Annotated in this window: 8 protein-coding genes; 6 read left to right on the forward strand and 2 right to left on the reverse strand. The window is 66.6% G+C overall.

Features of this window, described 5'->3' with window-relative positions:
• Positions 1-94: 94 nt before the first annotated feature.
• Complete coding sequence (locus QE373_RS02880) at positions 95-718, reverse strand: TetR/AcrR family transcriptional regulator (RefSeq protein WP_309683433.1); 624 nt, start codon at positions 716-718, stop codon at positions 95-97.
• 79 nt (positions 719-797) lie between these two features.
• Between QE373_RS02880 and QE373_RS02885 the strand changes: the two genes are divergently transcribed.
• The 5 genes from QE373_RS02885 to QE373_RS02905 all read left to right on the forward strand — a co-directional run bounded on the left by QE373_RS02885 (position 798) and on the right by QE373_RS02905 (position 10,629).
• The gene (locus QE373_RS02885) at positions 798-1,904 is read left to right on the forward strand and encodes an MBL fold metallo-hydrolase (protein ID WP_309683436.1); all 1,107 of its coding nucleotides are present in this window, start codon (positions 798-800) and stop codon (positions 1,902-1,904) included.
• A gap of 450 nt (positions 1,905-2,354) precedes the next feature.
• Positions 2,355-5,624, forward strand: coding sequence for an autotransporter domain-containing protein (locus tag QE373_RS02890; RefSeq protein ID WP_309683438.1), 3,270 nt, complete (start codon positions 2,355-2,357; stop codon positions 5,622-5,624).
• Positions 5,625-5,809: 185 nt separating this feature from the next.
• The gene (locus QE373_RS02895; protein ID WP_309683440.1) at positions 5,810-9,166 is read left to right on the forward strand and encodes an autotransporter domain-containing protein; all 3,357 of its coding nucleotides are present in this window, start codon (positions 5,810-5,812) and stop codon (positions 9,164-9,166) included.
• Between the two features lie 114 nt (positions 9,167-9,280).
• A complete protein-coding gene (locus tag QE373_RS02900) occupies positions 9,281-10,009 on the forward strand; it encodes a hypothetical protein (protein WP_309683443.1) in 729 nt (242 codons plus the stop codon).
• Positions 10,000-10,629 (forward strand): HAD family hydrolase, encoded by a 630-nt coding sequence (locus QE373_RS02905; RefSeq protein ID WP_309683445.1) that lies wholly within the window; start codon positions 10,000-10,002, stop codon positions 10,627-10,629. The genes QE373_RS02900 and QE373_RS02905 overlap by 10 nt, the downstream gene beginning before the upstream one ends.
• 86 nt (positions 10,630-10,715) lie before the next feature.
• Here QE373_RS02905 and QE373_RS02910 read toward each other — a convergent pair whose 3' ends face one another.
• Positions 10,716-11,654, reverse strand: a complete 939-nt coding sequence (locus QE373_RS02910) for a carbohydrate kinase family protein (protein WP_057509334.1) — start codon at positions 11,652-11,654, stop codon at positions 10,716-10,718.
• A gap of 370 nt (positions 11,655-12,024) precedes the next feature.
• On the opposite strand from QE373_RS02910, the gene QE373_RS02915 reads away from it, so the two are divergent.
• The gene (locus QE373_RS02915; RefSeq protein ID WP_057509333.1) at positions 12,025-13,071 is read left to right on the forward strand and encodes a rod shape-determining protein; all 1,047 of its coding nucleotides are present in this window, start codon (positions 12,025-12,027) and stop codon (positions 13,069-13,071) included.
• The last annotated feature ends 15 nt before the right edge of the window (positions 13,072-13,086 follow it).

A 13,086-nucleotide genomic window follows, 5' to 3' on the forward strand; every position in this document is an offset into this window, starting at 1 on the left:
CACGCTGCTTCGGTAGTGACGGCCGCTGGCCGTCATGCCGTAGCGTCTGGTGGGTGACGACGGTTGGTCGTCACGTCGTCACGCCGTCACGCCGTCACGCCGTTGCGCGCAGCGCCAGGAACATGTCCACGCAGTCTTCCATCAACCGCTGCTGCGCCTCCGGCGACAGCGGCGCCTGGCCCATCGTCACCTGCGGCCAGAACGCGAACGCCTTCAACATTCCCTGCAGTTGATGCGCCACTTCGGCAGGCGTGACGTCCGCGCGCAGCCGGCCATCGGCCTGCGCTGCACGTATCCACGTCACCAGCCCTTCTTCCTTCTCCGCCAGCTTGTCCATCATCGCCCGTGCCCGTTCCGGGGCATGCACGAGCTCGGCGATCGCCACCCTCGACAGATCGATGAAGCTGGCATCGGACATCAGGCGCATTTTCTGCCGGGTGAACCGCAACAACTGTTCGCGAAGCGGCTGCGCCGGCGCGTAAGCCACTGCCTCCACCGCCTGGCTGGCTTCCCACAGTTGCCACAGGATGGCGGTGAACAGCTCGTCCTTGCTGGCGAAATGGTTGTACACCGTGCGCTTGGACACCCCCGCGGTGGCGGCGATGCGGTCCATGCTGGTGGCCGCGAACCCGAAGCTGCGGAACTCGGCCACGGCCGCTGACAGGATGTCGGCACGCTTGCGGTCGGTCAGACGGGAAGGGCGGATATCGGTACTCATCCTGATATTTTACACCGTTCAGTTTACTTTCCCCGAAATGGAAGTAGACTCGCCAGTGTACTTTTCAGGGCAAGCCCGAATGACCCGTCGCCTGCCGCGCTTTCTCCTTCTTTCAACGGTGTTGATCGCCATGACCTTTGGCCTGCTGACCTGCGGTGCACGTCCTGCCGCTTCCTACGAACAGTCGCCGCAGTTCCACGATGGCCGTTTCCACAATCCTGCCGGCAAGTCATCGCTGGGCTTCGTCGGCACGCTGGGCGTGTTCTGGCGCTTGATGGTGGACAAGCCGAAGGATGCCACCCCGCCTGCCCCGATTCCGGTGCAGCCGCTGACCCGCCAGGCGCTGCTGGACGCGCCGGATGACAGTCTGTGGCGGCTGGGCCACTCGACCCTGCTGATGAAGCTGGATGGCCACTTCTGGCTGACCGATCCGGTGTTCTCCGAACGTGCCTCGCCGATGTCGTTCATGGGTCCCAAGCGCTTCCACGCCCCGCCGCTGGACATCGCGGCGCTGCCGCCGCTGACCGGCGTGATCATCTCCCACGACCATTACGATCACCTCGACCACCACGCGATCCGCGCGCTGGCGCCGAAGGTCGAACACTTCGTCACCGCGCTGGGCGTGGGCGACCGCCTGGTGGCCTGGGGTGTGCCGGCGGAGAAGATCCAGCAGCTGGACTGGTGGCAGGAGACCGGCGTGCAGGGACTGAAAGTCACCGCCACGCCGGCGCAGCATTTCTCCGGGCGCGGCCTGTCCGACGGCAACCGCACGCTGTGGGCCTCGTGGGTGATCGACAGCGGAAGCAGGCGCATCTTCTTCAGCGGCGACAGCGGTTACTTCGACGGCTTCGCGCGCATCGGCGAACGCTACGGTCCGTTCGACCTGACCCTGATCGAAACCGGCGCCTACGACGCAGACTGGGCCGATGTGCACATGCAGCCCGAGCAGAGCCTGCAGGCCCACCTGGACCTGCGCGGAACAGTGATGATGCCCATCCACAACGGCACCTTCGACCTGGCCCTGCACCCGTGGACCGAGCCCTTCGAGCGCATCACTGCGCTGGCAGCGGAACGCGGGGTCACCCTGGCCGCCCCGCAGATGGGCGAACGGCTGGATATCGGTGCACCCGCGCCGTCCGGCCATTGGTGGCGGCAGGCAAGCGGGACCGCAGCACCGGAAGGCTGAGCGACGCGATGCGGTGGAATGTGGCGCGACAGGTGAACGCGTCGTACTGCTGCAGGCTGCCGGCGTCCAGCCCAGCCAGAGGCCAGGAAGGGGCGTCGGTCGACGTCACGTGAGGTGTGCCTCTGCAGCAGCGGCGGCCCGGAAAAGCGGAGCTTCGCCTGTCGGAAGCTGCCCCGTGCGTGGGTACGTCGGCCAGCCAGGTCACGCTCCGGAAAGGCCTACGGGGAGGCGTCTGCAGCGAAGCCTGACGTTCCTCGTCAGTGCTGTCTGGATCGTGGGCGCTCCTGCGCGTTTTGCTGCGGAAAATCGGTAAGTTCGGCGGTGTCCGCGCGTGGTCGCGGCTCCAACACCGAGGTCGTTTCAATGCCGAGTAACATACGCGCGCTCCGTTCACATCTTTCCTGTCACATCTCCGCTGCCTTGTTGCTGGCAGGATTCAGTTCCTCCGCCATGGCATCGGCGTCCTTCGTGGAGGACACCGAGCAGCAGCGTCGCCTGCAGTCCGGCTGGAATCGAGAGCTGTCAGGCAGCCGTGTGGTCGACGCAGGCGTGGATCGGCACGTGGAGATACGGTCGGCCGCCAGCACGGCGCGCGCGTCCACCGATCGTACGGCGTGGCATACCGATGAGTTCAAGTCCAATTGGGGGCTCGGCGCCATCAACGCCGACGCGGCCTACGCACGGGGGCTTACCGGCAAGGGGGTGCGGCTGGGCGTGTTCGACACGGGTACCGAGCTTCTCCATCCGGAATTTGCCGGCAAGGATCATCGCCGCCTGCGCGCGGCATCGCTTCTTCCCGATGGCACGCGGTGTGCGGCGAGGGAACCTGCGATCGGGCCGACGGCCTGTGCGTTCACTGAAGGCGATCAAGCTTTTGTGGACGGGGTGATATTCGCTGATGATGTACCGGACAGCGTTCGCCGCAGCATCATCGAGCAATGGGGCCTGCCTGATGGACATGAATACAATGCACACGGCACCCACGTCGCTGGCACCATCGTTGCCAACCGCGATGGGCACGGTATGCATGGGGTGTCCTTCGCCAGCGATCTTGTCGTCGGCAAGCTTCTTGCGGACAGCCTCATCTATGTGGACATGCATGCAGGCCAGGCCCGGGTCAGGGTAGCGCCCAGCGTCCCACGTGGCGACCATCTCGATCAGATGTACGCGCAGTTCGCGCTGCAGGGCGCGCGCGCGGTTAACCAGAGCTGGGGCTCTGCGTTCCCGGAACCGTCGACAGAGGAAGGAATGGATGCATTTCTCGCCTCCGAGGACAACCGTGCGCTGATCGACGCGCTGGCAGCGGGCTCCCGCGATACCGGTGTTCTCCAGGTGTGGGCCGCAGGCAACCAGCAAGGACAGGAGCTCCCACCGGAGGAAAGTCCAGTGGCAGGCCTGCACGCCAGCGTACCTCGCGTTCGCCCGGAGCTCGAGCCCTACTGGCTGAGCGTGGTCAATATCAACGCCGACAACGTGCTGCAAGCCTCCATGCGCTGCGGCAACACCGCGCAGTGGTGCATCGCTGCACCGGGCACCGATATTGCCTCCACGGTGCTGGATGCGCATTCGCCCCTGGAATACGCGATTCATGCCACGGGTGATGGCGGGCTGCAGATCGCGCTCGAACGCCTTCCGCTGTATGGGTATGCAGCTGCAAGCGGCACGTCGATGGCGGCCCCGCATGTCACCGGCGCGCTGGGCCTGCTGTTCGAACGTTTCCCGTACCTGGACAACGCGCAGGTGCGCGACGTGCTGCTGACCACCGCTACCGACCTCGGCGCCGAAGGCGTGGACGATGTCTACGGCTGGGGCCTGGTGAACCTGGAAAAGGCCATCGAAGGCTATGGCCAGCTGCGGGTGGACACGAACGTGGTGATGAACACCGCGGCCGGCGGCCTGAAGGTATGGGAAGGCGATGCATGGGATGACTGGACCAACGACATCGGCGGCCCGGGTGCGCTGACCAAGTCCGGCATCGGCTGGCTGCGCCTGAGCGGCGACAACAGCTTCAACGGTGCGGTGCTGCGCGAAGGCATCCTGGAGCTGGACGGGGTCAGCACGCTGACCGATGCGGTGGTGGTGCAAGGGGGGCAGCTGCGCTTGAACGGCAGCCTGGTCGGCACCGACCTGGACGTGCGCGGCGGCAGTGCGCTGATCGCCACTCAGGGTGTCCTTCAGCGCGGTGCGCTTTCGATCGACAATGCAGCGGTCTCTTTCAATGGCATGCAGGCCGGTGGATCAACACGCGTAGGTATCGATGGACTGCTTCAGGGGGCTGGCACGCTGGGCAGCACCCGGGTCGATGGCACCATGGCAGCGGGCAACTCGACCGGAAGGCCGACGATCAACGGCGACTACGTGCAGACCGCCAGCGGACGCTTTCTGGCCGAGCTGGGGCACGGTGAGCGCGGCGATCTTCTGCGTGTAATGGGCCAGGCCAGCCTGGACGGTGTGTTGCAGGCGCTGCCGGAGCCGGGAACCTATTATCTGGGCGAGCAGTTCCGGGTGCTGCAGGCAGACGGCGGCGTGCAAGGCAGGTTCGTAGAGGCGGACTTCACGGCCTTCTCGCCGTTCCTGCAGTTCGGCGTGGGCTACGGTGCCAACGCGGTCAATATCGACGTCACCCGCGGCCAGCTGCTGGCCACAGCAGCGACCACCGCCAACCAGGGCGCTGTGGCTGGCTCGGCTGACACACTGGCCATCGGCCAGGGCCTGCCGCAGCCGCTGACCCTGCTGTTCCCACAGCAGGTCGGTGCGGCACTGGACGGCCTGAGTGGTGAACTGCATGCCGCCACGCCGCTGGCGCTGGTGGAAAGCAGCCGTTACATGCGCGATGCGGCTCTGAGCCGTGCGGTCGGCGCGCGTTCGCCGCAGGACGACGCCAGCCAGGCCACCGGGGCGTGGGTGCAGGCCATCGGCGGCAGCGGCAAGCTGGATGGCGATGCCAACACGGCACGTACCCAGTCCAACACCAGCGGGTTGCTGGTCGGCATCGATCGTGACATCGGCGGCTGGCAGCTCGGCCTGCTGCTGGGCAACGGCCGCACCGACACGAAGCAGGCGCAGGGACGGTCGGCGAAGGCGCGCATCGACAACACCCACGTGGGCCTGTACGCCGGCCACAGCTGGGGCGCGTTCGGCCTGCGCGGTGGTCTCGGTTACAGCCGCCATGACATCGACAGCAGCCGCCAGGTGGCCTTCGCCGGCTACAGCGACGGGCTGAATGCCAGCTACGACGCCAAGACGAAGCAGGCCTTCATCGAAGCCGGCTACCGTTTCGGCGGTACGCAGGGGGGACTGGAGCCGTACCTGCAGCTCGCCCGTGTCGAAGTGGACGTGGACGATGTGCGCGAGCAGGGCGGTGCCGCCGCGCTGACCGGCAGGGTGGCTGACACCGCGACCACCGTGGCCACCGTCGGCGTGCGTTTCGACAAGGGCCTGAAGGCGGCGTTCCAGCAGGACGCGTGGCTGCACGTGGTGGGCGGGGTGGGCTATCGCCGCGCTTCCGGTGACCGCGATGGACTGGCGCAGCTGGCCTTCGATGGCGGCAGCAGTTTTGCCGTCAGCGGCGCGCCGATCGCCGACAGCGCGGTTGTGGCCGAACTGGGCCTGTCGGCCTGGCTGAGCCCGCGCCAGCAGCTGGAACTGGGCTACAACGGCCAGTTCGGCGATGAGAGCCGTGACCACGGCGTCTCCGCGCGCTGGTCGGTGCGGTTCTGAGAGGCTTGCCGGCCAGCGGCCGGGCTTACCCAGGATATGCCACCGATGTTTTCGAACCTCGCCTGACGCCGCTGCTACTGGTGTTGGCAATGAGCGAAATCCGTTCGTCCACTCGAAGATCCACTGGCTAATGTCGCGGGCAGTCGCACGCCTGTGCGGCCTTCTCATCTCTCGAGGTTGTGTTGATGCTGTCTTCCTTTCCGCTCTCCCGTTCGCGTCTTTCTTTGCACATCGCTACCGCACTGATGCTGGCCGGCTTCAGTCCTGCTGCGATGGCCTCACCTTCTGCCGCGCTGGAGGCGGAGCAGCAACGCAGGCTGCAATCGGGGTGGAGTCGAGGAACGCCTGCGGTTACCTCATCCAGTACCGCGCCCCCTCTTTCATCCCCTTCGTCGCCTACTGCAGTAGGCGTATCGCGCGCCAGCCTGGACCGCAGCGCGTGGCGCACGGAGGAATTCAACGCCGATTGGGGGCTGGGGGCGATCAACGCCGACGCAGCTTATGCCCGTGGACTCAGCGGCAAGGGCGTGAGGCTGGCGGTACTTGACACGGGAACCGATCTCACGCATCCGGAGTTCGCAGGCAAGGATCATCGCAGCCTGCGCCTGGCCCAGCTTCTTGCCGATGGCAGCCGATGTGCCGCGACACGCGCGTCGATCGGACCGGACGCTTGTTCCTACACCGAAGGAGATGAGGTGTTCGTCGAACTGACGGCGTTTTCCAAGGACATGCCGGAAAGTGTTCGCAGGGAGCTGGAGCGCGATGGCTGGCACGAAGGCTATGAGCTCATACCGCACGGTACCCATGTGGCCGGTACGATCGCCGCCAACCGCGATGGCATCGGAATGCACGGGGTGTCCTTCGGCAGCGATCTGGTCGTGGCCAAAGGGGAGCCCGATCACCTTACCTACATCGCCATGCAGGATGGCCAGGTCCGCATCAGCTCATCGCCTGGCGACCTTGTAGACCAGTTTCTGCCGCAGTTCTACGACTTGCTGGCGCAACAGGGCGTACGCGCCGTCAATCACAGCTGGGGCTTCACCCAGCCACAGCCCGAAACCGAGGCCGGGATGGATGCATTCCTCGCCTTGCCAGAGCACCAGCGCCTCATCGATACCTTGGCGACAGGATCCAAGCGTGCTGGCCTGATACAGGTGTGGGCGGCGGGTAACCACGACAACGACGGCGCTGAGCCCGAAGAGAGTCCGGTGGCAGAGCTGCACGCCAGCGTCCCCCTTGTGCGGAAGGAGGTCGAGCCTTACTGGCTGAGTGTGGTCAATGTAGATCGCAACAACCGTCTTGATGGATCCATGCGCTGCGGCAACACGGCGCAGTGGTGCCTTGCTGCACCCGGCACCGACATCCTGTCCACCGTGGTGGATGAGCACTCTGGTCTGGAATACAGGATCGAGGCCGGTGCTGACGGCGGTGTGGAGGCGGCTACCAAGCGCATGCTGGAGCACGGCTACGTTGCTGCGAGCGGCACCTCGATGGCGGCCCCGCATGTCACCGGCGCGCTGGGCCTGCTGTTCGAACGTTTCCCGTATCTGGACAACGCGCAGGTGCGCGACGTGCTGCTGACCACCGCCACCGACCTCGGCGCCGAAGGCGTGGACGATGTCTACGGCTGGGGCCTGGTGAACCTGGAAAAGGCCATCGAAGGCTATGGCCAGCTGCGGGTGGACACGAACGTGGTGATGAACACCGCGGCCGGCGGCCTGAAGGTATGGGAAGGCGATGCATGGGATGACTGGACCAACGACATCGGCGGCCCTGGTGCGCTGACCAAGTCCGGCATCGGCTGGCTGCGCCTGAGCGGCGACAACAGCTTCAACGGTGCCGTGCTGCGCGAAGGCATCCTGGAGCTGGACGGGGTCAACACGCTGACCGATGCGGTGGTGGTGCAGGGTGGCCAGCTGCGCGTGAACGGCAGCCTGGTCGGCACCGATCTGGACGTGCGCGGTGGCAGTGCGCTGATCGCCGCCAGCGGTGTGCTGGATGACAGCTCGCTGGCGATCGACAACGCGGCAGTGGCGTTCGATGGCATGCAGCGCGGTGGCTCGACTTCGGTGGGTATCAAGGGTCTGCTGCACGGCACCGGCACGCTCGGCGATACGCACGTAGCCGGCATCATCGCGCCGGGCAACTCGATCGGCACGCTGACCATCGATGGCGACTACGTGCAGACCGCCAGCGGCCGTTACCTGGCGGAGCTGGCGCCGGGTGAGCGCAGCGACCTGTTGCAGATCAGCGGTACCGCGAGCCTGGATGGGACGTTGCAGGCGCTGCCCGAGCCGGGCACCTATTACCTGGGCGAGCAGTTCCGCGTGCTGCAGGCAGACGGCGGCGTGCAGGGCAGGTTCGCAGAGGCGGACTTCACGGCTTTCTCGCCGTTCCTGCAGTTCGGCGTGGGCTACGGTGCCAACGCGGTCAATATCGACGTCACCCGTGGCCAGTTGCTGGCCACCGCAGCGACCACCGCCAACCAGGGCGCTGTGGCCGGCTCGGCTGACACACTGGCCATCGGCCAGGGCCTGCCGCGTCCACTGACGATGCTGTTCCCGCAGCAGGTCGGTGCGGCACTGGACGGCCTGAGTGGCGAACTGCATGCCGCCACGCCGCTGGCGCTGGTGGAAAGCAGCCGCTACGTGCGCGATGCGGCTCTGAGCCGTGCGGTCGGCGCGCGTTCGCCGCAGGACGACGCCAGCCAGGCCACCGGGGCGTGGGTGCAGGCGATCGGCGGCAGCGGCAAGCTGGATGGCGATGCCAACACGGCACGTACCCAGTCCAACACCAGCGGGTTGCTGGTCGGCATCGATCGTAACATCGGTGGCTGGCAGCTCGGCCTGCTGCTGGGCAACGGCCGCACCGACACGAAGCAGGCGCAGGGACGGTCGGCGAAGGCGCGCATCGACAACACCCACGTGGGCCTGTACGCCGGCCACAGCTGGGGCGCGTTCGGCCTGCGCGGTGGTCTCGGTTACAGCCGCCATGACATCGACAGCAGCCGCCAGGTGGCCTTCGCCGGCTACAGCGACGGGCTGAATGCCAGCTACGACGCCAAGACGAAGCAGGCCTTCATCGAAGCCGGCTACCGTTTCGGCGGTACGCAGGGGGGACTGGAGCCGTACCTGCAGCTCGCCCGTGTCGAAGTGGACGTGGACGATGTGCGCGAGCAGGGCGGTGCCGCCGCGCTGACCGGCAGGGTGGCTGACACCGCGACCACCGTGGCCACCGTCGGCGTGCGTTTCGACAAGGGCCTGAAGGCGGCGTTCCAGCAGGACGCGTGGCTGCACGTGGTGGGCGGGGTGGGCTATCGCCGCGCTTCCGGTGACCGCGATGGACTGGCGCAGCTGGCCTTCGATGGCGGCAGCAGTTTTGCCGTCAGCGGCGCGCCGATCGCCGACAGCGCGGTTGTGGCCGAACTGGGCCTGTCGGCCTGGCTGAGCCCGCGCCAGCAGCTGGAACTGGGCTACAACGGCCAGTTCGGCGATGAGAGCCGTGACCACGGCGTCTCCGCGCGCTGGTCGGTGCGGTTCTGAGTCAGGCCGGGGTGATGGCAGCTTGCCATCACCCCGGCTGCCCGGGGGAAGATGGACGTGCGGGCGAGGGATGTCGGCTCTACAGTAGCAGGCCATCCTTTCTGCGGAGACCGCATGAAACACCTGATCCTCGCCGCTGCCTGCGCATTGTCCCTGGCCGCCTGCAGCGATCCTGAAGCCGAACGCCAGGCGCAGCAGGCCGCCGAGGCCGCTGCCCAGGCGCAGAAGGAGGCCAAGGCTGACGACGTGGCAAAGCAGTACGACACCGCCGTCGCGGCCAAGGACTGGGAGCGTGCGCGCATGCATGGCGGCTCGCTGCTGGACATCTACAAGGGCACCGCAGCGGCAGCGCGGATCGAACCGGGCTTCGCCGACGTCAAGGCCCAGTCGGACCAGGCGCGCAACCTGCGCCGCATGCAGGGCCTGTGGCAGTACAACCAGATCCCGGTCGGCACCAAGGGCACGCAGCGCTCTGCGTCGATCTACGGCAAGGAGCGCGTGGATGTCGACGGCAGCGGTCCCAAGCCCGTGCAGTTGGTGTTCCGCGACCATCCGCAGTGGAAGCAACACGCCTATCTGGTGCTGCAGGCCGGGGATTTCCGCTGCCCCGGCGGCTGCCGGGTGCAGGTGAGCGTGGACGGTGGCAAGCCGCGCGCGATGGCCGCGTGGCGCCCGGACACGGACGAAGCGATCGCCATGTTCATCACCGACCACGCCGCGTTGTGGAAGCTGGCGCGGCAGGCACAGGCGATCAGCATCGAGTTCCCGGTGAAGGCCGGTGGCACGCGCACCGTGGTGTTTGAAACCGGCGGCGTGGACGCCAGCCAGATGCCATGGAAGTGAGGCCGCACGCGGTGCGGGCTACGCAGCCGCGACTGGACGAAGTGCGCCACTGGGTGTTCGACATGGACGGCACGCTGACCGTGGCCGCGCACGATTTCGCGGCGATCAAGCGCGCGCTGGACATCGCCGCGGACGAGGACATCATCGCCCACCTGGCGGCGCTGCCCGACCCGCAGGCGCGCACCAAGCGGGCCTGGTTGTTCGAGCACGAGCGCGCGCTGGCCGAGGCGGCCGTAGCGGCAGAGGGTGCTGTGGATCTGCTGCGCGCGCTGGCCGGGCAGGGACGCCGGCTGGGCATCCTGACCCGCAACGACCACGCGCTGGCCCAGCTCACGCTGGATGCGATCGGGTTGGGTGATCTTTTCCAGGCTGCGGACATCATCGGTCGCGACGAGGTGGCCCCGAAGCCGGCGCCGGACGGGCTGCATTACTTCCTGGGGCGCTGGGGCATCACGGCCGCGCAGGCGGTGATGGTGGGCGATCACCGGATGGACCTGGCCGCCGGGCGTGCCGCCGGCACCCCTACGGTGCTGGTCAATACGCCGGGTGATCCGTGGCCCGGCATGGCCGATTGGCGCTTTGCCGATTGCCGCGCATTGCACGCAGCGCTGCAACGGTGACACGGTAGCGCCGAGCCATGCTCGGCGAGCGCAGCGGCGCTTCGGGCATCCGCCGAGGATGGCTCGGCGCTACCACGTTGCAGGGGTCAGGCGTTCAGCGCGTAACCGAACTGCTGCTTGAACTGTTCGTTGAACTCATCGAAGGTGAAGCGCTGGTTCTGGGTGCCCGGGTGTTCCACCTTCAGCGCGCCCATCAGGTTGCCCATGCGGCCGATGGTCAGCCAGTCGAAGCCCTTCTGGATGCCGTAGATCAGGCCGGCGCGGAACGCGTCGCCACAGCCGGTCGGGTCGACCACGCGGCGCTCATGCGCCGGCGGGATGTCGTAGCTCTTCTCCGGGGTGTGGATGACCGCACCCTTCGGACCGCGGGTGGTGATGTAGGCCTGCACCCGGCTGACGATTTCCTTTTCGTCCCATCCGGTGCGTTCCTGCAGCAGATTGGACTCGTAATCGTTGACCACGACGTAGTCGGCCTGTTCGATGAAGGTGCGCAGTTCGGGACCGTTGAACAACGGCATCGCCTGGCCCGGATCGAAGATGAAGGGAACCCCGTCTTCGTGGAACTCCAGTGCGTTCTGGATCATGCCTTCGCGGCCATCCGGGCCGACCAGTCCAAGGCTCACGCCGGGCACGTCGCGCACGTGGTTTTCATACGAACGCATCATCGCGCCGGGATGGAAGGCGGTGATCTGGTTGTTGTCGTGGTCGGTGGTGATGAAGGCCTGCGGGGTGAACAGTTCTTCGATCACGCGCACGCGCGACAGGTCGATGCCCAGCGCGTCGAAATGCTCGCGGTACGGGCCGAAATCGGTACCCACGGTGCCCATCGGGATCGGGTTGCCGCCCAGCAGGTGCAGGTTGTAGGCGATGTTGCCGGCGCAGCCGCCGAACTCGCGGCGCATGCGCGGCACCAGGAACGAGACGTTCAGGATGTGCACTTTGTCCGGCAGGATGTGGTTCTTGAACTGGTCCGGGAACACCATGATGGTGTCAAAGGCAAGAGAACCACAGATCAAAGCGGACATCGATGTAAGCCTATGCGGGAATGAGTGGAGTGCTGGCCGCAGCGGTGGGCAAGCAAACGGCGCCCATGGGCGCCCGACGGCGCAAAGGTTACCGGCTGGAGCCGCCGAAGGGTAGCGCCGGACCGTGCCGGGCGGGTCATCGGCCGGTGCCGGGGCACGCGCCGGGCGCGCCGGTCGGTGCGCGGTCCCGCTTGCGGGCGGGATCGCCGCCCAACCTGTACCAATCGTGCCGAAAGCTAGTGAATACGCGGCTCCGGCTGGAAATATCCTTGCCCGCAGGGGGGCGGGTTGTTAGGCTTGTCTGTCTAAATTTTGCCCACGATTCCCCATTCCAGGCCGGAATTGCGCACCCCTCAGGATCACCACCTCGATGTTGAAGAAACTCCGCGGCATGTTCTCCAATGACCTGTCCATCGACCTGGGCACGGCCAACACCCTCATCTATGTGCGCGGACAGGGAATCGTCCTGAACGAACCGTCCGTGGTCGCCGTGCGCCAGGACCGCGCCATCGGTGGCACCCGCTCGGTGGCTGCCGTCGGCGCCGAAGCCAAGCAGATGCTCGGCCGTACCCCCGGCCACATCACTACCATCCGCCCGATGAAGGACGGCGTCATCGCCGATTTCACCTACACCGAGGCCATGCTGAAGCACTTCATCAAGAAGGTGCACAAGTCGCGCTTCCTGCGCCCGAGCCCGCGCGTGCTGGTCTGCGTGCCGGCCGGCTCGACCCAGGTCGAGCGCCGCGCGATCAAGGAATCGGCCGAAGAGGCCGGTGCGCGCGACGTGTTCCTGATCGAAGAGCCGATGGCCGCCGCGATCGGGGCCGGCATGCCGGTGACCGAAGCCCGCGGCTCGATGGTCATCGACATCGGCGGCGGCACCACCGAAGTGGCGGTGATCTCGCTCAACGGCATCGTCTATTCGGCTTCGGTGCGCATCGGCGGTGACCGCTTCGATGAATCCATCACCAACTACGTGCGCCGCAACCACGGCATGCTGATCGGTGAAGCCACCGCCGAACGGATCAAGGTGGAGCTGGGCTGCGCCTACCCGCAGGCGCAGGTGATCGAGATGGAGATCTCCGGCCGCAACCTCGCCGAGGGCGTGCCGAAGATGATCAAGATCACCTCCAACGAGGTGCTTGAAGCCCTGCACGAGCCGCTGTCCGGCATCGTCAGCGCGGTCAAGCTGGCCCTGGAACAGACCCCGCCGGAACTGTGCGCCGACGTCGCCGAGCGCGGCATCGTGCTGACCGGTGGTGGCGCCCTGCTGCGTGACATGGATCGCCTGATCTCCGAGGAAACCGGCCTGCATGTGCAGGTGGCCGACGATCCGCTGACCTGCGTGGCCCGCGGTGGTGGTCGTGCGCTGGAGCTGGTGGACATGCACGGCAACGAGTTCTTTGCGCCGGAGTAAGTCCCCCCGGTGGTA

It is taken from the genome of Stenotrophomonas sp. SORGH_AS_0321 (genome assembly GCF_031453215.1).
Lineage (GTDB): Bacteria > Pseudomonadota > Gammaproteobacteria > Xanthomonadales > Xanthomonadaceae > Stenotrophomonas > Stenotrophomonas chelatiphaga.